The 22,511-nt window shown below is 58.9% G+C and carries 18 protein-coding genes; 11 read left to right on the top strand and 7 right to left on the bottom strand.

The genetic code is table 11. The features are described from left to right. Nucleotides 1-24: 24 nt before the first annotated feature. Entirely contained in the window at nt 25-582 is a 558-nt protein-coding gene (locus J5M57_RS15625; RefSeq protein ID WP_207848676.1) for a DNA-3-methyladenine glycosylase I, read from the bottom strand. Nucleotides 583-663: 81 nt separating this feature from the next. Between J5M57_RS15625 and glyQ the strand changes: the two genes are divergently transcribed. The 4 genes from glyQ to J5M57_RS15605 all read left to right on the top strand — a co-directional run bounded on the left by glyQ (nt 664) and on the right by J5M57_RS15605 (nt 5,074). Next, nucleotides 664-1,617 carry a glycine--tRNA ligase subunit alpha gene (gene glyQ / locus J5M57_RS15620; RefSeq protein ID WP_003187265.1) on the top strand — a complete coding sequence of 318 codons (954 nt, stop codon included), beginning with the start codon at nt 664-666 and terminating at the stop codon, nt 1,615-1,617. Then, complete coding sequence (gene glyS, locus J5M57_RS15615) at nt 1,614-3,668, top strand: glycine--tRNA ligase subunit beta (protein WP_207848675.1); 2,055 nt, start codon at nt 1,614-1,616, stop codon at nt 3,666-3,668. The genes glyQ and glyS overlap by 4 nt, the downstream gene beginning before the upstream one ends. Before the next feature lie 4 nt (nt 3,669-3,672). Next, complete coding sequence (gene gmhB / locus J5M57_RS15610; RefSeq protein ID WP_207848719.1) at nt 3,673-4,212, top strand: D-glycero-beta-D-manno-heptose 1,7-bisphosphate 7-phosphatase; 540 nt, start codon at nt 3,673-3,675, stop codon at nt 4,210-4,212. An 82-nt stretch (nt 4,213-4,294) separates the two neighbouring features. Further along, nucleotides 4,295-5,074, top strand: a complete 780-nt coding sequence (locus J5M57_RS15605; protein ID WP_064585208.1) for a lysophospholipid acyltransferase family protein — start codon at nt 4,295-4,297, stop codon at nt 5,072-5,074. A 167-nt stretch (nt 5,075-5,241) separates the two neighbouring features. Here the strand turns inward: J5M57_RS15605 and J5M57_RS15600 are convergent, their stop codons facing one another. Next, nucleotides 5,242-6,774: a HAMP domain-containing sensor histidine kinase gene (locus J5M57_RS15600; RefSeq protein WP_207848674.1), complete on the bottom strand. Its 1,533-nt coding sequence runs from the start codon at nt 6,772-6,774 to the stop codon at nt 5,242-5,244. 168 nt (nt 6,775-6,942) lie between these two features. On the opposite strand from J5M57_RS15600, the gene J5M57_RS15595 reads away from it, so the two are divergent. Then, on the top strand, nt 6,943-7,662 hold the full coding sequence (locus J5M57_RS15595) for a response regulator transcription factor (protein ID WP_207848673.1): 720 nt from the start codon (nt 6,943-6,945) through the stop codon (nt 7,660-7,662). Between the two features lie 338 nt (nt 7,663-8,000). Next, the gene (locus J5M57_RS15590) at nt 8,001-9,185 is read left to right on the top strand and encodes a glycosyltransferase (protein WP_338110655.1); all 1,185 of its coding nucleotides are present in this window, start codon (nt 8,001-8,003) and stop codon (nt 9,183-9,185) included. 90 nt (nt 9,186-9,275) lie between these two features. On the opposite strand, the gene gyrB is transcribed toward J5M57_RS15590, so the two are convergent. The 4 genes from gyrB to dnaA are packed head-to-tail and all read right to left on the bottom strand — an operon-like array spanning nt 9,276 to nt 15,483. Then, entirely contained in the window at nt 9,276-11,693 is a 2,418-nt protein-coding gene (gene gyrB / locus J5M57_RS15585; RefSeq protein ID WP_007960764.1) for a DNA topoisomerase (ATP-hydrolyzing) subunit B, read from the bottom strand. 5 nt (nt 11,694-11,698) lie between these two features. Beyond that, a complete protein-coding gene (recF, locus tag J5M57_RS15580; RefSeq protein ID WP_003220208.1) occupies nt 11,699-12,802 on the bottom strand; it encodes a DNA replication/repair protein RecF in 1,104 nt (367 codons plus the stop codon). Nucleotides 12,803-12,816: 14 nt separating this feature from the next. Further along, nucleotides 12,817-13,920, bottom strand: a complete 1,104-nt coding sequence (gene dnaN / locus J5M57_RS15575; RefSeq protein WP_007960767.1) for a DNA polymerase III subunit beta — start codon at nt 13,918-13,920, stop codon at nt 12,817-12,819. A 39-nt stretch (nt 13,921-13,959) separates the two neighbouring features. Further along, on the bottom strand, nt 13,960-15,483 hold the full coding sequence (dnaA, locus tag J5M57_RS15570) for a chromosomal replication initiator protein DnaA (protein ID WP_064585205.1): 1,524 nt from the start codon (nt 15,481-15,483) through the stop codon (nt 13,960-13,962). A 566-nt stretch (nt 15,484-16,049) separates the two neighbouring features. Between dnaA and rpmH the strand changes: the two genes are divergently transcribed. The 5 genes from rpmH (at nt 16,050) to mnmE (ending at nt 19,977) form a co-directional block, all read left to right on the top strand. Beyond that, complete coding sequence (rpmH, locus tag J5M57_RS15565) at nt 16,050-16,184, top strand: 50S ribosomal protein L34 (RefSeq protein WP_003213577.1); 135 nt, start codon at nt 16,050-16,052, stop codon at nt 16,182-16,184. A gap of 16 nt (nt 16,185-16,200) precedes the next feature. Further along, complete coding sequence (gene rnpA, locus J5M57_RS15560; RefSeq protein ID WP_011336726.1) at nt 16,201-16,602, top strand: ribonuclease P protein component; 402 nt, start codon at nt 16,201-16,203, stop codon at nt 16,600-16,602. Further along, complete coding sequence (gene yidD / locus J5M57_RS15555) at nt 16,595-16,840, top strand: membrane protein insertion efficiency factor YidD (protein WP_010465488.1); 246 nt, start codon at nt 16,595-16,597, stop codon at nt 16,838-16,840. Before rnpA ends, yidD begins: the two co-directional genes overlap by 8 nt. Nucleotides 16,841-16,842: 2 nt before the next feature. Beyond that, entirely contained in the window at nt 16,843-18,525 is a 1,683-nt protein-coding gene (gene yidC, locus J5M57_RS15550; RefSeq protein ID WP_207848672.1) for a membrane protein insertase YidC, read from the top strand. A gap of 81 nt (nt 18,526-18,606) precedes the next feature. Beyond that, the gene (gene mnmE, locus J5M57_RS15545) at nt 18,607-19,977 is read left to right on the top strand and encodes a tRNA uridine-5-carboxymethylaminomethyl(34) synthesis GTPase MnmE (protein ID WP_207848671.1); all 1,371 of its coding nucleotides are present in this window, start codon (nt 18,607-18,609) and stop codon (nt 19,975-19,977) included. Between the two features lie 42 nt (nt 19,978-20,019). On the opposite strand, the gene J5M57_RS15540 is transcribed toward mnmE, so the two are convergent. Continuing rightward, the gene (locus J5M57_RS15540) at nt 20,020-22,455 is read right to left on the bottom strand and encodes a TonB-dependent siderophore receptor (protein ID WP_207848670.1); all 2,436 of its coding nucleotides are present in this window, start codon (nt 22,453-22,455) and stop codon (nt 20,020-20,022) included. Between the last annotated feature and the right edge of the window lie 56 nt (nt 22,456-22,511).

Here is a 22,511-nt window from a genome sequence, read left to right as displayed (position 1 = left end):
TGTGCTGTGCGCGAGGCGGCCATTCTAACCGCCGTTGACGAGCTGCGCGTAGCGGTCGCAGTCCTGGGTGTGATCCATGACCATGCCCGAGGCCTGCATCAGCGCGTAGCAAATGGTCGGGCCGACGAAGGTGAAACCGGCCTTTTTCAGGGCTTTGCTCATCGCCAGCGCTTCGGGGGTGATCGCCGGGACTTCGCTGCGATCCTTGAAATGATTGATGATCGGCTGGCCGCCGACGAACGACCAGAGGAATGCCACCGGGTCTTCCAGCGCCAGCCAGGCTTGCGCATTACGGCGGGCGGCATTGAGTTTGAGACGGTTTCGGATGATCCCCGGATCGAGCATCAGTTCGGCGATTTCCGCGTCACTCATCTGCGCCACACGCTGCACGTCGAAGCCGTACAACACCTCGCGGTAGCGCTCGCGCTTGCGCAGCACGGTGATCCACGACAGCCCGGCCTGGAACCCTTCGAGCAAAAGCAACTCGAACAAACCCTGCGCATCGCGTAGCGGCGTGCCCCACTCCTGATCGTGATAAGCCATGTACAGCGGATCTTCGGTACACCAAAAGCAGCGTGGCATAAGGCTCCAGGGGGTGGAGGTGCGACTGAATCGGGTATACTCCCGCTCTTTAAATCGCAGCCCAAGAAACAGGTGAATTTCGTGAGCCAGCCTACGCCAGCCGTGCGTACCTTCCAAGACTTGATCCTCGCGCTCCAGCAATACTGGGCCGAGCAAGGTTGTGTGGTACTTCAGCCCTACGATATGGAAGTAGGCGCCGGCACTTTCCACACCGCGACCTTCCTGCGCGCCATCGGCCCGGAAACCTGGAACGCCGCGTACGTGCAGCCAAGCCGCCGTCCGACTGACGGCCGTTACGGCGAAAACCCGAACCGTCTGCAGCACTACTATCAGTTCCAGGTAGTCCTGAAGCCGAACCCGGACAACTTCCAGGAACTGTACCTGGGCTCCCTCAAGCATGTCGGCCTGGACCCGCTGGTCCACGACATTCGCTTCGTCGAAGACAACTGGGAATCGCCGACCCTCGGCGCCTGGGGTCTGGGCTGGGAAGTCTGGCTCAACGGCATGGAAGTGACCCAGTTCACCTACTTCCAGCAGGCGGGCGGCATCGAGTGCTACCCGGTCACCGGTGAGATCACCTACGGTCTGGAGCGTCTGGCCATGTACCTGCAAGGCGTGGACTCGGTCTACGACCTGGTCTGGGCTGACGGTCCGTTCGGCAAGGTGACCTACGGCGACGTGTTCCACCAGAACGAAGTGGAGCAGTCCACCTACAACTTCGAACACGCCAACGTCGACAAACTGTTCGAACTGTTCGACTTCTATGAAAGCGAAGCCAAGCGCCTGATCGAACTCGACCAGCCGCTGCCGCTGCCGAGCTACGAAATGGTTCTGAAGGCGTCGCACACCTTCAACCTGCTGGATGCGCGCCGGGCGATCTCGGTGACCGCGCGTCAGCAATACATTCTGCGCGTACGCACCCTGGCGCGTTCCGTTGCGCAAGCCTACCTGCTGGCCCGCGCCAAGCTGGGCTTCCCGATGGCGACCCCGGACCTGCGTGACGAAGTACTGGCCAAGCTGGAGGCTGCACAATGAGTGCGCAAGATTTTCTGGTTGAACTGGGCACCGAAGAACTGCCACCCAAAGCCCTGAACACCCTGGCTGAAGCGTTCCTCGCCGGCATCGACAAGGGCCTGCAAGCCGCCGGCCTGAGCTACGAGAGCAAAACCGTCTACGCCGCACCGCGTCGTCTGGCTGTGCTGATCACTGCGCTGGCCACCCAGCAACCGGATCGCAGCATCAACCTCGACGGCCCGCCGCGTCAGGCGGCGTTCGATGCCGAAGGCAACCCGACTCAGGCTGCCCTGGGTTTTGCCAAGAAGTGTGGCGTCGAGCTGAGCGAAATCGACCAGAGCGGTCCGAAACTGCGCTACAGCCAGAACATCGCCGGCAAACCGACCGCGAGCCTGCTGCCGACCATCGTCGAAGATTCGCTGAACGACCTGCCGATCCCGAAACGCATGCGTTGGGGTGCGCGCAAGGAAGAGTTCGTGCGTCCGACCCAATGGCTGGTGATGCTGCTCGGTGACCAGGTCATCGACTGCACCATCCTCGCCCAGAAGGCTGGCCGTGATTCCCGTGGTCACCGCTTCCACCACCCGGAAAGCGTGCGCATCGGTTCGCCATCGAGCTATCTGGCCGACCTGCGCGCCGCTTATGTCCTGGCCGACGCCAACGAGCGTCGCGAGATCATCAGCAAGCGCACCGAAGAGCTGGCCACCCGTCAGGAAGGCACGGCAATCGTGCCGCCGGCACTGCTCGACGAAGTGACCGCGCTGGTTGAATGGCCGGTGCCGCTGGTGTGCTCGTTCGAGGAACGCTTCCTCGACGTGCCGCAGGAAGCGCTGATCACCACCATGCAGGACAACCAGAAGTACTTCTGCCTGCTGGATGCCGACGGCAAGTTGCTGCCACGGTTCATCACCGTCGCCAACATCGAAAGCAAAGACCCGCAGCAGATCATCGCCGGTAACGAGAAAGTGGTTCGCCCACGCCTGACCGACGCCGAGTTCTTCTTCAAGCAAGACAAGAAGCAGAAGCTCGAAGACTTCAACCTGCGCCTGCAGAACGTGGTGTTCCAGGAAAAGCTCGGCAGCGTCTACGACAAGGCCGAGCGCGTTTCGAAACTGGCGGCGTACATCGCCGCGCGCATTGGCGGCAACGCCTCGTGGGCGGCCCGCGCAGGCCTGCTGTCGAAGTGCGACCTGTCCACCGAAATGGTCGGCGAGTTCCCGGAGATGCAGGGTGTCGCCGGTTACTACTACGCCCTCAATGACGGCGAGCCGGAAGACGTCGCGCTGGCGCTCAACGAGCAGTACATGCCACGCGGTGCCGGTGCCGAACTGCCGGCGACCCTGACCGGTGCGGCCGTCGCGATCGCCGACAAGCTCGACACCCTGGTCGGTATCTTCGGTATCGGCATGCTGCCAACCGGCAGCAAGGACCCGTATGCCCTGCGCCGTGCGGCACTGGGTGTGCTGCGCATCCTGATCGAGAAAAAACTCGACCTCGATCTGAACGATGCTGTGAATTTCGCCGTGGCCGCGTTCGGTGCCAAGGTCAAGGCTGCCGGTCTGTCCGATTCGGTACTGGAATTCATCTTCGACCGTCTGCGTGCGCGTTACGAAGACGAAGGCGTGGATGTCGCGACTTACCTGTCGGTGCGTGCCTTGAAGCCGGGTTCGGCGCTGGACTTCGACCAGCGTGTACAAGCGGTGCAAGCCTTCCGCAAACTGCCGGAAGCGGCAGCGCTGGCGGCGGTCAACAAGCGTGTATCGAACCTGCTGAGCAAGGTGGAAGGCTCGGTGCCGACCGTGGTCGAAGCCAAGTATTTCGACAACGCCAACGAGTTCTCGCTGTACTCGGCGATCCAGCAAGCGGATCAGGCGGTGCAACCAATGGCCGCAGCACGTCAGTACAACGAATCGCTGGCGCGTCTGGCTGCCCTGCGCGAGCCGGTAGACGCGTTCTTCGACGCCGTCATGGTCAATGCCGAAGACGCCAAGGTCCGGGCCAACCGCTACGCGCTGCTGGCGCGTCTGCGTGGCCTGTTCCTCGGTGTTGCCGACATTTCGCTGCTGGGTTGAGGGACTGCTGTTGAAACTGCTGATTCTCGATCGGGACGGAGTGATCAATTACGACTCCGACGCTTACATCAAGTCGGTGGAGGAGTGGATTCCGCTGCCCGGCTCGATCGAGGCGATTGCGCAGTTGAGCAAGGCCGGCTGGACGGTGGCAGTGGCTACCAATCAGTCGGGCATTGCTCGCGGCTACTACGACCTCGCCACCCTCGACGCCATGCACGCGCGCTTGCGCACGCTGGTGGCGGAGCAGGGCGGTGAGGTCGGGCTGATCGTTTACTGCCCGCATGGGCCGGATGAAGGCTGCGATTGCCGCAAGCCGAGACCGGGCATGTTGAAAACCATCGCGGCGCATTACAACGTGGCGCTGACGAATGTCTGGTTCGTCGGCGACAGCCTTGGTGACCTGGAGGCCGCCAAAGCCGTCGATTCACAGCCCGTTTTGGTAAAGACCGGGAAAGGCGAAAAGACTCAGAGTAAAAACCTGCCGGTTGGCACCCTGATTTTTGACGATCTGGCGGCGATTGCCGCAGAACTTATCCACAACTAGAGTGCTTCTGAAGTTCCTGACCAGGGATTGATCGGGAGTGCGCTTGAACAGTCGGGCAGTGCCCGTAACGGTAAACGTCGCCATGTCGATACTGCAGGCCATCAGAATTTTTCTCTTTTACCTGCTGCTGGGCACCACTGCCTTGCTGTGGTGCAGCCTGAGCTTTTTTATCGCGCCCTTTCTGCCGTTCAAGGCGCGTTATCGTTTTATCAATGTCTACTGGTGCCGTTGCGCCTTGTGGTTGACCAAGGTGTTTCTCGGCATTCGTTATGAGGTCAAAGGCGCGCACAACGTGCCGGACCGGCCCTGCGTGATTCAGTCGAACCACCAGAGCACCTGGGAGACGTTCTTTCTCTCCGCTTATTTCTCGCCCTTGAGCCAGGTGCTCAAGCGCGAATTGCTGTACGTGCCGTTCTTCGGCTGGGCGATGGCCATGTTGCGGCCGATCGCGATTGACCGCGACAACCCGAAAGCCGCGCTCAAGCAAGTCGCGGCCAAAGGCGATGAACTGCTCAAGGATAACGTCTGGGTATTGATCTTCCCTGAAGGCACCCGCGTTCCTTACGGCACCGTCGGCAAGTTTTCCCGCAGTGGCAGCGCGTTGGCGGTGAATGCGGCGCTTCCGGTGCTGCCGATTGCACACAATGCCGGCAAGTTCTGGCCGAAAATCGGCTGGGGCAAACAGCCGGGCGTGATCACCGTGGTCATAGGCGAGCCGATGTACGCCGAAGGCACTGGGCCACGCGCCATCGCCGATCTGAACGACCGCGTGCAAGCCTGGAACGAGCAGGCTCAGCGCGAAATGGGTTCCCTGCCGCCGGCGCAACAGGCCCCGGCGGCAAATGATCAGATGGCTGTCTGATTTTTGTGGATAACCTGTGTACGGTTTTGTTGAAAAAGCCTGAATATTAAAAGTAACTGATTGATTTACTTATATATTTCTCAAGCTAATAAAACGCCGCAAAACGTGCATAAGTTTTTTTCGGAAGTAAAAAAACCGGCTGATATAGCCGGTTTTTTTGTGCCCGATCATTCGGCAATCAGTGGTATTCGAAGCCGGAAGGTCGTGCCCTGATTGACCACGCTCTGACACTCGATACTGCCGCCGTGATGATCGATCACGGCTTTGACCATCGACAGCCCCAGGCCGACGCCATCGATTCCCTGCGCCGATGAAAAGCGGCGGTACTGGGTAAACAGATCTGGGAGTTCTTCGGCGGCGATGCCTTTGCCCTGATCGGTCAAATCACAGCACAGCCACTCGTCCTGGCAACGGACGCTCAACTGAATCGTGGTCCCGGGCGGGCTGTACTTGATCGCGTTTTCCAGCAGATTGAACAAGGCGCGGGTCAGCAGGCCTTGGTCGGCATTGATCAGTCGCTCCTGGGATGGCTCATCCATGTCATGCAACAGCTGGATGTTTTTCTGCTGGGCAATGGGCAAGGCCTGGTCCAGTACGTCCAGCACCAGCATCGCGAACAGGCTGGGCTGGAATTGATAGGCTTCGGATTCCGCTCGCGCCAGCAACACGAAGCCATCGGTCAGATCCAGCGCACGGCGCACCTGGCGCTCGATCTGTTCGAACAGGGGAGAGTCCGCTCCGGCCTGATGACGGTGCACATCGAGCAGAGCGAGGATTGCCGAATGCGGGGCACGCAGATCGTGGGAGAGAAACCGCAGCAACACGCCGCGTTGTTCTTCGGCGGCGCGTTCGGCGCTCAGGTCCGTGAGGCTCAGCAGCCAGCCGATCGGCGTATCTCCATCCACCGGCAACAATGCCGCGCGTTCCAGACGCAGGCTGCGCTCCTTGTGATCGCGAAACTCCAGCAGCGCCAGGGCAGACAACGCCGGGCGCGGTACTGTGGACAACTCCGGGTAGCCAAGACGGGCCAGTTGTTCGAGCACATCGTCACCTACCAGCGGGTGATCGAACAGAACACGAGCCTTACGGTTGCCCAGCAGGATCTGCCCCTTCGGATCGCTGATCAGTGTCGCCACCGGCAGGTATTCCAGACCATCGGCAATGAAACGCCGGGTATCGCGGGTGCGGCTCATGGCCTGTTCCAGCGCCATGATCTGCCCCTGTAACTGGTCAGCGCTGGTGAATTGCGCGCGGCGACGTTCCGGGAACACTTTCGGCTCGCGGTCCAGCCGCGCCAGCTCCCAGCCAAAATACGTCAGCACCACGCTCAAGCGCCGCCAGTTCCAGATCAGATAGCCGAACAACATGCCGAGCGCCGCCGGGGTCGGTGACCACCAGTGCCGGATTTCCGCCAACCCGGCGCTGGTCAGCAACACGCACGCCACCCCGCCCAGCGTCACCCAGATCGCCCAGCGCGGGCGCCACAGCAGCAAACCGAGCACGCACGCCACCAACCCCACCGAGAGCAGCGCGCTCCAGGCCGGTACCGCATCGTGCAGGTTGATCTGGGCGCGATACGACAACAGCGCAGTCAGCGGCAACAGCACTAGACTTATCCACAACCACTCACGTACCAGCCGCCGAAACAGGCGCTGGACCTGACTCGGCTCGCGGCTTTCGCGCCGGCGCGGGTTATTCATGGCAAACAGGGCAGGGGGCAGTGAATGGTTTCATGAGCCACAGGTCTGAGGACGTAGATCCGAACAATCATAGCGGACGTCGATCGACGGCGGACGGCTTACTTTCACCGCAAAGGCCAAGCCGCTAAGGTTATCGGCCACTGCCCAAGCAACAAGGAACCCACGCGTATGCGCGTTGCGATACTGGACGATGAACCCGCCGAACTGCGCCGGGTCGAGCAAACCCTGCAGCAAATGGCCGATGCCGGCGAGCAGCCATGGTCACTGCACAGCTTCGAGCGCGGTGAAGACTTGCTGCGTCAATTGCGCCGGGACACGTTCGACCTGCTGATCCTCGACTGGCAATTGCCCGACCTGACCGGCCTGGCCCTGCTGCGCTGGACCCGTGAACACATGGAAGCACCGCCGGCGGCGATCATGCTGACCAGTCGCGATGGCGAGAGCGATATCGTCCAGGCCTTGAACGCTGGCGCCGATGATTACGTGAGCAAACCGTTCCGTCCCAATGAATTGAAAGCTCGAGTCGCCGCCGTACTGCGCCGGCACAGCCAGCAGCGCAGTACCGCCACCGAAGTGCTGAGCTTCAATGACCTGACCTTCGACGACGCTGAACTGACCGTTACCCGCAAGGGTAAGGCCGTGGTCATGACGGAGCGTGAATATCGCTTGGCACGGTGCCTGTTCAGTAACCTGGGGCGGCCGCTGTCGCGCGAATACCTATATGAACGGTTCTGGCCCCATGAAGAGGTGGTCTCTTCGCGACCGCTGGATACGCACATCTACCGTCTGCGCAACAAGTTGGGGCTGACGGCGGAGCGTGGATGGCAGTTGCTGACGATTTATGGGTATGGGTATCGGTTGGAAAGTGTCGCAACAACGAGCGAGTGAAGAGCGCAGGCCAACGGAATGCGTTGGCCTGCCGTGATCAATGAAAGGTCAGCGCCAGCAAGCGCACGGTCGTATTACTGTTAGCCAGCCCTATCAGTTTCCAGGCAAACCAACTCTGCGGAACAAAACAGGTCAGCAGCCACAGACCAAAGTAGGGGAAAGATACGGGCAGCCACGCGGCAACCAGCGATGATGATAAAAAACGAGCTCCCCAACAGCAGGGGCAACGCATTGACCCATGGACGTCTGGCCTATAGGTGAGTAATTAGGAACAATTACCGGAAGCCGTTGAGGCTTTGCCATCAAGATCTCATGGAATAAATGTCAGGGAATTGACCGTGAAAATAGCCCCCGCTCCCAATGCTGCCACCTTCGTGGTGTTCGAACATGTGGTCATCTCCCGGGACTGTGTCGATGCCTTGCGGATGCTGGGTTTCTCAGTGACCTTTCTGCCTCTGACCGAAGAAAACGTCATGGCGCTGATGAACACGCGGCCGGACTACGTGCTGACGATCAACTTCAATCAGTACATCTCCGAGGTTTGCGAACTCCTGCAAATCCCCTATCTGGCTTGGGTGATCGACACGCCTTGCTATCCCATCTATGACAAAGCCATCAACAACCCGCATACCTTCACCTTTATATATGATGTCGCCGTCGCGCTCAGGCTGAGGAACAGTGGGGTTCGACAGGTCTACCATCTGCCCGTTGCTGCCAACCTGGAACGCATCAGACAATTCCAGGTACAAGAACCTGACCTCGGCTTTGCCCACGACATCAGCTTTGTCGCCAACCTGACCCGGACCGAATATCGAACTTCAATTCTGCCCCGCCTGTCGGCAGCCACCCGGCAGCGGGGCGCTCGGCTGATCGACTCATTGGACCGATCCGAAGGATTCGTACATCTGACCAAGCAGATTGATGATGATCTGATCAGCGCATTCAAACGTGAATCGGGCTATCAACTTGCTGGAGATCACTATCTCTCGGTCGCGGAAAAGACCGCTTATTTGCTGGGTCGGGAACATTCATGGCAGGAACGCATTGGTCTGATCCAGCGCCTTGAGGCCGATTTTTCCATTCGTGTGTATGGCAACGAAGAGTGGCAAGACAAGATCCATTGTTACGTTGGGCATGTTGATCACTTCAGCCAGATGCCAAAGATATTCCAACGCTCCAGGATCAATCTGAATCTCACGCGCTCATTCGTGGAATCCGGGTTGCCGATGCGCGTCTTCGATGTGCTCAGTTGCGGTGCTTTTCTTGTCACCAATGACAAACCGGATCTGCACAAACTCTTTATCGATGGCAAAGACCTGGTGATTTTCCGCGACACTCAGGACTTGATGGAGATCTGCAGCTATTACCTCGCGCACGAAGAAGAGCGCAAGGCGATCGCCCAGCAGGGATTGGCGACGCTGGCGCAACACCATACGTTCCGATCACGCATGATCGATATGCTGACCACCGTGCAGGGCGAATTGAGCGGCAAGCCAGGCACTTTGAGCCGTTGGTATTCTTGATGCTCTACGCGGTGCCCAGGTCGCCGCAGAAATAAAAAAACCCCGGCACACAGGCCGGGGTTTTCTTTAGCGGGCGTTGCCTACACAGGATCAGAAATCCAGGTTGGACACCGCCAAAGCATTGCTCTCGATGAAGTCACGGCGAGGTTCGACCGCATCACCCATCAGGGTGTTGAAGATCTGGTCTGCGCCAATGGCGTCTTCGATGGTGACTTTCAGCATGCGACGCACGCTTGGGTCCATGGTGGTTTCCCACAGCTGATCCGGGTTCATTTCGCCCAGACCTTTGTATCGCTGAATGGTGTGGCGCTTGGTGCTTTCAGCCATCAGCCAGTCGAGGGCTTCCTTGAACTCAGTGACCGCTTTCTTGCGCTCGCCGCGCTGGATGTACGCGCCTTCGTCGAGCAGGGTGCTCAGTTGAGCGCCGAGGGTGACGACGGTCTTGTAGTCATTGCTGCCGAAGAAGTCGCGGTTGAAGGTGACGTAGTTCGACAGGCCGTGGGAGATCAGTTCGACCTCCGGCAACCACACGCCACGTTCACGGTCTTCACGCAGGCTGGCCTTGTAGACCAGGCCCGACTTCTCGACGGTGCGCAGACGGACTTCGTACTGGGCCAGCCAGTCCTGCATCTTGGCGTGGTCGCCGAGCATTTCCAGGCTGACGGCCGGCAGGTAGATGAAGTGCTCGGTCAGCTCCTGCGGATACAGGCGCGACAGACGCTTGAGGGTCTTCATCACCATGCGGAAGTCGTTAACCAGACGCTCGAGCGCTTCACCGGAAATGCCCGGGGCTTCTTCGTTCAGGTGCAGGCTCGCATCTTCCAGGGCCGACTGCGTCATGTACTCTTCCATGGCGTCGTCGTCTTTGATGTATTGCTCTTGCTTGCCTTTCTTGACCTTGTACAGCGGCGGCTGGGCGATGTAGATGTAGCCACGCTCGATCAGCTCCGGCAACTGACGGAAGAAGAACGTCAGCAGCAGGGTACGGATGTGCGAACCGTCGACGTCAGCATCGGTCATGATGATGATGTTGTGATAACGCAGCTTGTCGATGTTGTACTCTTCGCGACCAATGCCGCAGCCCAGCGCGGTGATCAGCGTGCCCACTTCCTGGGACGAGATCATCTTGTCGAAGCGTGCCTTCTCGACGTTGAGGATCTTGCCCTTCAGCGGCAGGATCGCCTGGGTCTTGCGGTTACGTCCCTGCTTGGCAGAGCCGCCCGCGGAGTCACCTTCCACGAGGTACAGTTCTGACAGTGCCGGGTCTTTTTCCTGGCAGTCAGCGAGCTTGCCCGGCAGGCCGGCGATGTCCAGCGCGCCTTTGCGGCGGGTCATCTCACGGGCTTTTCGCGCCGCTTCACGGGCACGGGCCGCGTCGATCATCTTGCCGACGACCAGCTTGGCTTCGTTCGGGTTTTCCAGCAGGAAGTCGGAGAAGTACTTGCCCATCTCCTGCTCGACCGCGGTCTTCACTTCGGAAGACACCAGCTTGTCTTTGGTCTGCGAACTGAACTTCGGATCCGGCACTTTTACCGAGATGATCGCGGTCAGGCCTTCACGGGCATCGTCACCGGTGGTGGCGACTTTGTGCTTCTTCGCCAGACCTTCCTGCTCGATGTAGTTGTTCAGGTTACGCGTCAGGGCCGAACGGAAGCCCACCAGGTGGGTGCCGCCGTCGCGCTGCGGAATGTTGTTGGTGAAGCACAACAGGTTCTCGTTGAAGCTGTCGTTCCACTGCAGGGCGATTTCCACGCCGATGCCGTCTTCACGCTGAATGTTGAAGTGGAACACCTGGTTGACCGCAGTCTTGTTGGTGTTCAGGTATTCAACGAACGCACGCAGGCCGCCTTCGTACTTGAACAGCTCTTCCTTGCCGCTGCGCTCGTCCTTGAGGACGATGCCGACACCGGAGTTGAGGAAGGACAGTTCACGAATGCGCTTGGCCAGGATGTCCCAGCTGAAGTGAATGTTCTTGAAGGTTTCGCTGGAAGCCTTGAAGTGGATCTGGGTACCGGTGGTCTCGCTGTCGCCAACGATGGCCATCGGCGCCTGAGGTACGCCGTGAACGTAGGTCTGTTCCCAGATCTTGCCGCTGCGGCGCACGGTCAGTACCAGTTCTTCGGACAGGGCGTTCACAACCGACACACCTACGCCGTGCAAACCGCCGGATACCTTGTAGGAGTTGTCGTCGAACTTACCGCCAGCGTGGAGGACGGTCATGATGACCTCGGCGGCGGAAACACCTTCCTCTTTGTGCACGTCTACCGGGATGCCACGGCCGTTGTCTTTAACGGTGATGGACTCATCCGGGTGGATAATGATGCTGATGTCGTCGCAGTGGCCGGCGAGGGCTTCGTCGATCGAGTTGTCGACCACTTCGAACACCATGTGGTGCAGACCGCTGCCATCGTCGGTGTCACCAATGTACATACCGGGACGTTTGCGTACGGCATCCAGGCCTTTCAGCACTTTAATGCTCGTTGAGTCGTACGTATTTTCTTCGCTCAATGCCTTCACTCCCGATGGTCGTGGGTCTGGGTGATACGGCCCTGTTCCACGTGGAACAGAGCGACTGGCGTTTCCGTCTGCCAGCCTTCCCTCAATAATTCGTGATCTACACAGGTGATAAAGACCTGGCAGCGTAAGTCTTCCAGCAAGCGGCACAGCGCGCGACGGTGGCTCTCGTCCAGCTCGGACGGCAAGTCATCCACCAGATAAATACACTGACCGCGTCGGGCCTGGCTCACCAGATGCCCCTGGGCAATCCGCAATGCGCAAACCACCAACTTCTGCTGACCCCGGGACAAGATGTCCGCGGCGTTGTGTGCGCCCAATCTAAGACGCAAATCAGCCCGTTGCGGTCCGGCCTGGGTATGACCCATTTGCTGATCCCGTTGTACGGAACCAGCCAGTACGGCACTCAGTTCCCGGTCCTTGTCCCAGCCGCGGTAATAGCTGAGCGTCAAACCTTCAAGCTCAACCAGTTCGCTCAAGGTTTGTTCAAAGACTGGTTTCAAGGCTTTGATGTAAGCGCGGCGGTATTCATCGATTTCAGCGCTAGCCTGGCACAGTTCCCTGTCCCAAACCGCTTGCGAAACGGCGTCAAGTGTACCATGCCGCAGCCAGGAGTTTCTCTGGCGCAAGGCCTTCTGCAAACGCTGCCAGGTCGCCATGAACCGCGGCTCGACGTGGAACACGCCCCAGTCGAGGAACTGCCGGCGAATCTTCGGCGCGCCTTCGAGCAGGCGGAAGCTGTCTGGGTTGATCAACTGCAGCGGCAGGATCTCCGCCAGTTGCGCGGCGCTGCGGGCGTTCTGGCCGTCGATGCGGATCTGGAACTCGCCCTGACGATCGCGCGAGATCCCCAACGCACTGTGCCCACCCTCGGCCAGCTCGACCTGCCCGAATACCGTGCAGGCAAGTTGCTCGTACTGGATGACCGGCAACAGCCGCGTGCTACGAAACGAACGGGCAAGCCCCAGCAGATGAATGGCTTCCAGAACACTGGTTTTGCCGCTGCCGTTGGCGCCGTAAAGAATGTTGATGCGGGGGGAGGGGGAGAAGGTCACCGGGTGCAGATTGCGCACCGCGGTGACCGAAACGCGACTTAAGGACATCCAGGTTCAGCTGATTACAGACGCATCGGCATGACAACGTAAGCCGAGTCGTCATTGTCGGACTCTTGCACCAGCGCACTGCTGTTGGAGTCGGACAGGATCAGGCGAACCTGCTCGGTGGTCATCACGCCCAGCACGTCGAGCAAATAGCTCACGTTGAAGCCGATTTCCAGCGAGCCACCGTTGTACTCAACGCCCACTTCTTCTTCCGCTTCTTCCTGCTCCGGGTTGTTGGCCTGGATCTTCAACTGACCGCTCGCCAGTTGCAGACGGATACCACGGTATTTCTCGTTGGACAGAATCGCGGTACGGCTGAAGGCTTCACGCAGTGCCTGACGATCGCCCAATACCAGTTTGTCGCCACCTTTCGGCAGTACGCGCTCGTAGTCCGGGAATTTGCCGTCGACCAGCTTGGAGGTGAAGGTGAATTCACCGGTGGTGGCGCGAATGTGGTGCTGGCCGAGAACGATGCTGACGTTGCCATCCGGCTCGGTGAGCAGACGCGCCAGTTCGAGAATACCTTTGCGCGGCACGATCACCTGATGGCGATCCGGCTGACCGATATCGGCCTGCATCGAGCACATCGCCAGACGGTGACCGTCGGTGGCCACGGCACGGATCACGCCGGCAGAGACTTCCAGCAGCATGCCGTTGAGGTAGTAACGCACGTCCTGCTGGGCCATGGCGAAGCTGGTGCGTTCGATCAGACGACGCAGTTTGCTCTGCTCCAGGCTGCAGGTCAGCGAACCCGGGCCTTCTTCCACGGTCGGGAAGTCGTTGGCCGGCAAGGTCGACAGGGTGAAGCGGCTGCGGCCGGCCTTCACCACCAGTTTCTGCTCGTCGACCTTGATATCGATCAGCGCATCGTTGGGCAGGCTCTTGCAGATGTCCATCAGCTTGCGCGCAGGCACGGTGATGGAACCTGTTTCGGCCGGCTCTTCGAGTTGCACACGACCGACCAGCTCGACCTCAAGGTCGGTACCGGTCAGCGACAGTTGCTGGCCATCGACGACCAACAGCACGTTGGACAGTACCGGCAAGGTCTGTCGGCGCTCGACGACGCCTGCGACCAGTTGCAGGGGTTTCAACAGGGCTTCGCGTTGAATGGTGAAATGCATGGTCTAGTCCCTTGCCTTAATAAGCTGCGCTGGTGTTCATCAAGTGGTCAGTGTACGCAGCAGGTTCTTGTAGTCCTCGCGGATGTCCGCGTCGGATTCCTTAAGTTCGTTGATCTTGCGGCAGGCGTGCAACACCGTCGTGTGGTCGCGACCGCCAAACACATCGCCGATTTCCGGCAGACTGTGGTTGGTCAGCTCCTTGGACAAGGCCATGGCCACCTGACGCGGACGAGCCACCGAGCGCGAACGGCGCTTGGACAGCAGGTCGGAGATCTTGATCTTGTAGTACTCGGCGACAGTGCGCTGAATGTTATCCACAGAGACCAGTTTGTCCTGCAACGCCAACAAGTCTTTCAGGGATTCGCGGATCAGCTCGATGGTGATGTCGCGGCCCATGAAGTGCGAGTGGGCGATCACGCGTTTCAGCGCACCTTCCAGCTCACGGACGTTGGAGCGAATACGCTGGGCAATGAAGAACGCCGCATCGTGTGGCAGCTCGACTTTGGCCTGGTCGGCCTTCTTCATCAAGATCGCCACGCGGGTTTCCAGTTCCGGCGGCTCGACGGCAACGGTCAGGCCCCAGCCGAAGCGGGATTTAAGGCGCTCTTCAAGGCCTTCGATTTCTTTCGGGTAGCGGTCACTGGTGAGAATGACCTGCTGACCACCTTCAAGCAGGGCGTTGAAGGTGTGGAAAAACTCTTCCTGGGAACGCTCTTTGCGGGCGAAGAACTGAATATCGTCGATCAGCAGAGCGTCCACCGAACGATAGAAGCGCTTGAACTCGTTGATCGCGTTCAGTTGCAGCGCCTTGACCATGTCGGCCACAAAGCGTTCGGAATGCAGGTACACGACCTTGGCATTCGGGTTCTTCTTTAACAGGTGGTTACCCACCGCGTGCATCAAGTGGGTTTTACCCAGACCGACGCCGCCATAAAGGAACAGCGGGTTGTAGCCGTGCTTGGGATTGTCCGCCACCTGCCAGGCCGCCGCGCGGGCGAGCTGGTTGGACTTGCCTTCCACGAAGTTCTCGAAGGTGAACGTGCGGTTCAGGTAACTGGTGTGCTTGAGCGCGCCTTCTACCTGAACGGTGCGCTGTTCGGCGCGAACCGGGGCCTGCTGCGAGGCCGCACCGGCCATCGGATCAAAGCTGTCGCGGGACGGCTCTTCACTGACTTCTTCGGTTTTCTGCGTCGAGCGCTTGGCCGGAGCGGGCGTTGGCGCAGGTGCCGGGGCACTGGCCGGCGCCGCGTTGGCCTGAGCCAGGGACGCCTGCGCGGCAGCCAACGGTGCATTCGGCGCGGCGCGGGGAGCCGAGCTGCGTTTGCTGCCTATTAATAAGGAAAGCGCTGGCGCCATGCCGTTGCCATGCTCATCCAGCAGTTCAAGGACGCGACCCAGGTACTTTTCGTTGACCCAGTCCAGCACAAAACGGTTCGGTGCGTAGACGCGCAACTCGTCGCCTTCGGCTTCGACCTGTAGTGGACGGATCCAGGTGTTGAATTGTTGGGCAGGCAGCTCCTCGCGCAAAAGCTCCACGCACTGCTGCCAAAGTTCCACTGACACGGATATCCCCTAAGTTGAAAGCCGGTGAGGCAAAAACAAGCGGCCATTGTAGCGGCGAGTGGTCCACTTATCCACATGCAGGTTGTGTGGTGACCATGATTAATCAATGCGTTAAGCGGGAAAAAGGCGACCAACGGTGTGTGCATAAGCTCTGTGGATAACCGCCTCTGAGGGCACTGGACAACTGGGGGTAGAACTCGGTGGATAACCAGCCTGTGCATAACTCGCCTTTCCACACACAGGTTATCCGATAGCGCAGCACAGGCTGAACACTGTTTTCCACCGTAGTTGTCATTCTCTGTACATCAAGCCGTATAAGGCCTGAGACTAGTTATCCACAGAAGGTGGCGGCCCTAGCTTTTACAAGCTTTACAGAAAAGCTTTAAATAATTCCCTTCTTTATTTTTATGTTTGGCAGGCAGGGTTTCGATTCTGGAAGGTCCCCAGATCTATTTATAAGGAAACGCTGGTTGGAAATTGACCTGAAGGCTTGCTTTCTCTAGAATCCCCGGTCTCTTAAAACGGGGGCCATTCCGGCCCGTTGTGGACGAACCAGGTAACACGACATGAAACGTACTTTCCAACCAAGCACTATCAAACGCGCTCGTACCCACGGTTTCCGTGCTCGCATGGCTACCAAGAACGGTCGTGCCGTCCTGTCGCGTCGCCGCGCCAAAGGTCGTGCGCGTCTGGCAGTTTGATAATCCGGCACTGGAGGTGAGTCAGGACTTCAGTCGGGAAAAGCGTCTGCTTACCCCCCGGCATTTCAAGGCAGTCTTTGACTCCCCTACCGGCAAGGTTCCGGGGAAAAATCTCCTGCTCCTTGCGCGCAACAACGATCTTGATCACCCCCGTCTCGGGCTGGTTATCGGGAAAAAGAGCGTAAAGCTCTCCGTCGAGCGCAATCGTCTCAAACGCCTAATGCGCGAATCGTTTCGCCTGCACCAGGATTCACTGGTCGGTTGGGACATCGTTATCGTCGCGCGCAAAGGTTTGGGCGACGTAGAAAACCCCGAATTGATTCAGCATTTCGGCAAACTCTGGAAACGTCTGGCCCGTAACAAGCCAGTTCCAGCAGTCAAAACCGAAACTGTAGGGGTAGACAGTCCAGATGCGTAAACTGGCCCTCGTTCCGATCCAGTTTTATCGCTATGCCATTAGTCCCCTGATGGCCAGCCACTGTCGTTTCTACCCCAGTTGTTCCTGCTACGCGTATGAAGCCATCGAAAATCATGGCCTTCTGCGCGGTGGCTGGCTGACCTTTCGTCGTTTAGGTCGCTGTCATCCGTGGAATCCCGGTGGTTATGACCCGGTTCCACCTATCCCTACCTCCCGTTCTTCTTCGATGGCCGAGTAATCATGGATATCAAACGCACGATCCTGATCGTCGCCCTGGCAATCGTGTCCTACGTTATGGTTCTTAAATGGAACCAGGACTATGGCCAGGCTGCCCTGCCGACTCAGAATGTTGCTTCCAGTACGACTGCATCCGGTTTGCCGGACACCGTTCCTGGCAATAACGCTTCCGCCAGTGACGATATTCCGCGTGCCGCCAGCGATACCAGCGCGCCAGCAGAAACCCCGGTCGCTGCCAGCAAGGATCTGATCCAGGTCAAAACCGACGTGCTCGATCTCGCGATCGATCCACAGGGCGGTGACGTTGCGCAACTGACCTTGCCACTGTATCCACGTCGTCAGGACCGTCCGGATGTTCCGTTCCAGCTGTTCGACAACGGCGGCGAACGTACTTATCTGGCACAAAGCGGTCTGATCGGCACCAACGGTCCGGACGCAAGCCCGGCCGGTCGTCCGGTTTACTCCTCGGAGAAGAAAAGTTATCAACTGGCTGACGGTCAGGACCAACTGGTCGTCGACCTGAAGTTCAGCAAGGACGGCGTCAACTACATCAAGCGTTTCACTCTGAAACGTGGCCTGTATGACGTGACCGTGACCTACCTTGTGGATAACCAGAGCGCGCAGCCTTGGTCCGGTTCGATGTTCGCCCAGTTGAAGCGCGACGCCAGTGCCGACCCTTCATCGACCACTGCAACCGGCACCGCGACTTACCTGGGCGCCGCCCTGTGGACAAGTTCCGAGCCGTACAAGAAAGTGTCCATGAAAGACATGGACAAAGGTCAGCTCAAGGAAACCGTCGCCGGTGGCTGGGTAGCGTGGCTGCAACACTACTTCGTGACTGCATGGGTTGCGCCGAAGGGCGAAAACAACATCGTTCAGACGCGTAAAGACAGCAAAGGCAACTACATCATCGGTTACACCGGTCCTTCGCTGACCGCTGCGCCGGGTGCAAAAGTTGAAACCAGCGCCATTCTGTACGCTGGCCCGAAAAGCCAGGCCGTGCTGAAAGAGTTGTCCCCAGGTCTGGAACTGACGGTCGACTACGGCATTCTGTGGTTCATCGCTCAACCGATCTTCTGGCTGCTGCAACACATCCACGCGATTGTGGGTAACTGGGGCTGGTCGATCATCTTCCTGACCATGCTGATCAAAGGGATTTTCTTCCCGCTGTCGGCTGCCAGCTACAAATCCATGGCGCGCATGCGTGCCGTTGCTCCGAAACTGGCTGCACTGAAAGAGCAACATGGCGATGACCGGCAGAAAATGTCGCAGGCCATGATGGAGCTGTACAAGAAAGAGAAGATCAATCCGCTGGGCGGCTGCTTGCCGATCCTCGTGCAGATGCCGGTTTTCCTTTCGCTGTACTGGGTTCTGCTGGAAAGCGTGGAAATGCGCCAGGCGCCGTTCATGCTGTGGATCACTGACCTGTCGATCAAGGATCCGTTCTTCATCCTGCCGATCATCATGGGCGCGACCATGTTCATCCAGCAGCGTCTGAACCCGACTCCGCCGGATCCGATGCAGGCGAAGGTCATGAAAATGATGCCAATCATCTTCACCTTCTTCTTCCTGTGGTTCCCTGCCGGTCTGGTGCTGTACTGGGTTGTGAACAACTGCCTGTCGATTGCACAACAGTGGTACATCACGCGTAAGATCGAAGCGGCGACGAAAAAAGCCGAGGCGTAACTTACTCTGTGGATAACACCACTCAAAACGCCCCCTAGTGGGGCGTTTTGCTATCTGCCATTTTTGTCTGGATTCCGGTTTATGAGCGCACCTCGTGAAACCATCGCCGCTGTCGCCACCGCTCAAGGTCGCGGCGGTGTCGGCATCGTCCGTATTTCCGGGCCGTTGGCCTGTGTTGCGGCCAAAGCCATCAGCGGCCGCGAACTGAAACCGCGTTACGCTCATTACGGTCCTTTTTTCAGTGCTGATCAGCAGGTGCTGGACGAAGGTCTGGCGCTGTATTTCCCGGGACCGAACTCATTCACCGGCGAAGACGTGCTTGAGCTGCAGGGCCACGGCGGGCCGATCGTTCTGGACATGCTGCTCAAACGCTGCCTGGAGCTGGGCTGCCGCCTGGCCCGCCCGGGGGAATTCAGCGAACGTGCGTTCCTCAACGACAAGCTCGACCTGGCCCAGGCCGAGGCGATCGCCGACCTGATTGAAGCCAGTTCTGCACAGGCTGCACGCAATGCCCTGCGTTCGCTGCAGGGCGCGTTTTCCCAACGTGTGCATAACCTCACCGAACAACTGATCGGGTTGCGCATCTACGTCGAAGCCGCCATCGACTTCCCGGAAGAAGAAATCGACTTCCTTGCCGATGGCCACGTGTTGAGCATGCTCGACAAAGTGCGCGATGAACTGTCCACAGTGCTTCGCGAAGCCGGGCAGGGTGCTTTGTTGCGTGACGGCATGACCGTGGTGATCGCCGGCCGGCCGAATGCCGGCAAGTCCAGCCTGTTGAATGCCCTGGCCGGGCGCGAAGCGGCGATCGTGACCGAGATTGCTGGCACCACCCGGGACATCTTGCGCGAACATATCCACATTGATGGGATGCCGTTGCACGTGGTGGATACCGCCGGTCTGCGCGATACCGACGATCAGGTGGAAAAGATCGGTGTGGAGCGGGCGTTGAAAGCGATCACCGAAGCAGATCGAGTGCTGCTGGTGGTCGATGCCACCGCTCCGGAGGCGGCAGACCCGTTTGCCCTGTGGCCTGAGTTCCTCGAAACCCGCCCGGATCCGGCCAAGGTCACCTTGATCCGCAACAAGGCCGACCTGACGGGTGAAGCCATTGCTCTGGAAGTCAGTGAAGATGGCCATGTCACCATCAGCCTGAGTGCGAAATCGGCCGGTGATGGTCTCGAACTGCTGCGCGAACACCTCAAGGCGTGCATGGGCTATGAACAAACCTCGGAAAGCAGCTTCAGTGCCCGCCGCCGGCATCTTGAGGCCCTGCGCCACGCCAGTGCGGCGCTGGAACATGGGCGTGCGCAACTGACGTTGGCTGGCGCAGGAGAGCTGCTGGCTGAAGATCTCCGTCAGGCGCAGCACTCGCTGGGGGAAATCACCGGGGCTTTCAGTTCCGATGACCTGCTTGGGCGGATCTTTTCCAGCTTCTGCATCGGTAAATGACCAAAGGGGCTGTGGACAATTTATCCACAGCCCCTTTTCGTTTCACCAGTTGTAAGACACCGTACCGAGCAAGGTGCGATCTTCACCCCAGTAGCAACGGCCAGCATCGTTGCATCCCGACACATATTCCTTGTCGAACAGGTTCTTGGCGTTCAGGTCGACGCTCCAGTGCGTGTCGATCTGATAGCCGATCGCCGCATCCACCAACGTGACGTCGCCGGCATCCAGCTTTCCGTACAGAGAAGGCGCGGTGTAGGCGAAAGCACTGTCGAAGTAACGCACGCCGCCGCCCACGTACAAACCTTTCAAATCGCCATCAAGGAAGCGGTACTTGGCCCAGGCCGACGCCTGATTACGTGGCACGCCGGTCATCTGGTGGCCTTTGACCAACGAGGTCGCCGCGTCCTTGGTGATCCGCGCGTCGGTGTAGGTGTAAGCCGCCGTCACATTGAGGTTTTGGGTCAGATTGCTGTTGAGTTCCAGCTCGACACCTTTGGAACGGCTTTCGCCTACCTGGCGATAGGTCGACGTGGTCGAGTCGAAGTAGGTGTCGTCCTTTTTGCGCAGGTCATACACCGACGCGGTGAACGCGGTATCCCAGCCGATCGGTTCGTACTTGAGGCCCACTTCGTATTGGCTGCTGGTGATCGGATCGAGCGGTGCGCCGGCATTGGAAATCTGCTGCACCGGTACGAATGAGGTGGAATAGCTGACATACGGCGTCATGCCGTTGTCGAACTGGTACATCACCCCGCCCTGATAGGTGAATTTCTTGTCCTCGGAAGTGATGTTGCTGCCCTTGGCCACTTTGTCGCGGAAATCACTGTCGACCCAGTCCTGGCGCCCACCGAGCAAGAACAACCAGTGGTCATATTTGCTCTGGATCTGTGCATAAACACCTTTCATCTGCTGCTCGAGCAAAGTGTTTTGCACCGCGATCGGGGTAGTGGGATCGCGTAGATAAACCGGATTGTAGATATCGATTGGTCCGACGATGCCGGCATTCCAGTCCTGATTGAACGAAGTGCGGTCGTAGCTGGCGCCGAACAGCACGGTGTTTTCCAGCTCACCGACCTGGAATTTGCCTTCCAGTTGGTTATCCAGCGAATACACCATCGATTTGTTGAAGCGATCGTACGCAGTCATGTTCAGGCGCGTGCCGAAGCCTGCGTTGTTGAGGTTGCCCGGCCAGGTTTCATGGCGGTTGATGCGCGACTGCATGTAGCGCGAGTTCTGCCGGAACTGCCAATCATCGTTGAAGGAGTGGCTGAACTCGTAGCCGGTACTCCAGGTTTCCCGTTCGAAGGTGTTCCAGTCCGGGTCACCGAGCAGGGTGCCTTTGGATAACTTGCCGTTGGGGTTTGTCAGTAAAGTCCCTGCGGCCGGTAGGCCAAGTTCCATATTGGTGTGATCCTTCTGGTAGTTGGCCAGCAAGGTCAGGGTGTTGAAATCGTCGAAATTCAGGGTCAGCGAAGGGGCGATGTAGAGACGGTCATCCGGGACGTGATCGGTTTGAGTGTCGGACTTGCGACCGAGCATTACTACGCGCCCGAGAATGTTGCCACTGTCGTTCAGGGGGCCCGACACATCGACACCGATCTGCCGGCGGTTGTTCGAGCCATAACCCAGCTGCACTTCACCCCGAGGCTCAGCAGTCGGGCGTTTGCTGACCAGATTGACCAGACCGCCCGGTGCGTTTTCCCCATAGAGCAGCGAGGACGGGCCACGGAAAATCTCCACTCGTTCAAGTCCGTAAGGCTCGGTGCTGGTGTCATAGCGGTTACCTTGCACACGTAGGCCATCGCGCAGCAGGCCGTAGCCGTAATCGGTCGCATTGAAACCGCGAATGAAAAACAGATCGCCGGCCAGACTGTCGCCGGCGGCAAACGGTGGGGCAAAGATCCCCGGAACGTAGCCGAGTACTTCGGTCAGCGTCTGAGATTTCTGATCTTTCATGCGCTCTGCGGTAACCACCGACACAGAACGCGGCGTTTCCGACAGCGGCGTGCTGGTTTTCGTACCGATCCGGCTGTTCTGCGCCCTGTAGCCGACGTCGGCGGCGTAATCCAGGTTCATCGGATTGGCCAATTGCCCATTGATGTTGGTCGGGGCCAGTTCCAGCGAATCGCCGTTCGGCAGCGCCTGCAGAATGTAACTGCCCGGCGCCTGCGGTACGACTTGCAAGCCCGAGCCTTGCAGCAGTTGGGCGAATCCCTGTTCGACGGTGAAGGTGCCGTTCAGTCCGGCACTGGTTAAACGGCTGGTCTGCTGCGGCGAGAACGACAGAATCACGTTTGCGGCGGAAGCGAATTGGCTCAAGGCGTTGTCGAGAGGGCCGGCAGCGATGGTGTAGGGCTGGGCGGCCGTTGCCGCGAAGGCGTTATCAGTCATTACCAGGCAGGCCGCGGCACTGGTCATCAGCAGGCTGTAGGCAATGCAATGGTGGGAAAAACGCTGACGGAATGTGGGAAGACGCATGTGTGGATAAGCCCTGAAGGTGGCGAAGAGCCGCGTTTATCGCGATTACCTGTAGG

This window comes from Pseudomonas sp. 86_A, assembly GCF_017491705.1.
GTDB lineage: Bacteria > Pseudomonadota > Gammaproteobacteria > Pseudomonadales > Pseudomonadaceae > Aquipseudomonas > Aquipseudomonas koreensis.
The sequence above is the reverse complement of the archived record's forward strand: the minus strand, read 5'-3'. Positions and strand labels throughout refer to the sequence as shown.

Coding starts and splice junctions, on each gene's coding strand:
- J5M57_RS15625 (WP_207848676.1), bottom strand. CDS start 582: ATGCCACGCTGCTTTTGGTGTACCGAAGATCCGCTGTACATGGCTTAT.
- glyS (WP_207848675.1), top strand. CDS start 1,614: ATGAGTGCGCAAGATTTTCTGGTTGAACTGGGCACCGAAGAACTGCCA.
- J5M57_RS15605 (WP_064585208.1), top strand. CDS start 4,295: ATGTCGATACTGCAGGCCATCAGAATTTTTCTCTTTTACCTGCTGCTG.
- J5M57_RS15600 (WP_207848674.1), bottom strand. CDS start 6,774: ATGAATAACCCGCGCCGGCGCGAAAGCCGCGAGCCGAGTCAGGTCCAG.
- J5M57_RS15595 (WP_207848673.1), top strand. CDS start 6,943: ATGCGCGTTGCGATACTGGACGATGAACCCGCCGAACTGCGCCGGGTC.
- recF (WP_003220208.1), bottom strand. CDS start 12,802: ATGTCCTTAAGTCGCGTTTCGGTCACCGCGGTGCGCAATCTGCACCCG.
- dnaN (WP_007960767.1), bottom strand. CDS start 13,920: ATGCATTTCACCATTCAACGCGAAGCCCTGTTGAAACCCCTGCAACTG.
- rpmH (WP_003213577.1), top strand. CDS start 16,050: ATGAAACGTACTTTCCAACCAAGCACTATCAAACGCGCTCGTACCCAC.
- yidD (WP_010465488.1), top strand. CDS start 16,595: ATGCGTAAACTGGCCCTCGTTCCGATCCAGTTTTATCGCTATGCCATT.
- yidC (WP_207848672.1), top strand. CDS start 16,843: ATGGATATCAAACGCACGATCCTGATCGTCGCCCTGGCAATCGTGTCC.
- mnmE (WP_207848671.1), top strand. CDS start 18,607: ATGAGCGCACCTCGTGAAACCATCGCCGCTGTCGCCACCGCTCAAGGT.
- J5M57_RS15540 (WP_207848670.1), bottom strand. CDS start 22,455: ATGCGTCTTCCCACATTCCGTCAGCGTTTTTCCCACCATTGCATTGCC.